Origin of the sequence: Dactylosporangium sucinum, from assembly GCF_014647515.1 — a bacterium.
GTDB classification, from domain to species: domain Bacteria; phylum Actinomycetota; class Actinomycetes; order Mycobacteriales; family Micromonosporaceae; genus Dactylosporangium; species Dactylosporangium sucinum.
Map to the genome: position 1 here is coordinate 1 of NZ_BMPI01000214.1, position 580 is coordinate 580.

Here is a 580-nt window from a genome sequence, read left to right on the forward strand (position 1 = left end):
CGGGTGATTCTGCAGGCTTTGGCCAATGCGGGTCTGTCGCCGTCCGATGTGGACGTTGTCGAGGGTCACGGTACCGGCACCCGGCTGGGCGACCCGATCGAGGCGCAGGCGCTCATCGCGACCTACGGGCAGGATCGAAGCGAACCGCTGTGGCTCGGGTCGGTGAAGTCCAACATCGGCCACACGCAGGCCGCGGCCGGTGTCGCCGGGGTCATCAAGATGGTCCTGGGGATGCGGCACGGAACCATGCCGGCGACGCTGCATGTCGATGAGCCGACGCCCGAGGTCGACTGGGCGGCCGGTGCCGTCGAGCTGCTGACCGAGGCCCGGCCGTGGCCGAGCCACGCCGAACGCCCGCGTCGCTCCGCGGTGTCGTCGTTCGGGATCAGCGGTACCAACGCGCACGTCATCATTGAGGAAGGCGACCCCACCCCGGCCTCCGAAGCCCACGAGGGCCCGACGGCGTGGATTGTGTCGGGGAAGTCGGAGCGGGCTTTGCGGGCGCAGGCGGCGCGGCTGGCCGATTGGGCCGAACGGACCTGCCCCGACCCCCGCGACGCGGCGGTGGCGTTGGCGATGC

General features: G+C 71.2%; 1 protein-coding gene. It reads left to right on the forward strand.

Going from position 1 to position 580, the window contains the following annotated elements; genetic code table 11:
* A partial coding sequence (locus IEZ31_RS55905; RefSeq protein WP_190258309.1) for a ketoacyl-synthetase C-terminal extension domain-containing protein occupies positions 1 to 580 on the forward strand: 580 nt, incomplete at both ends.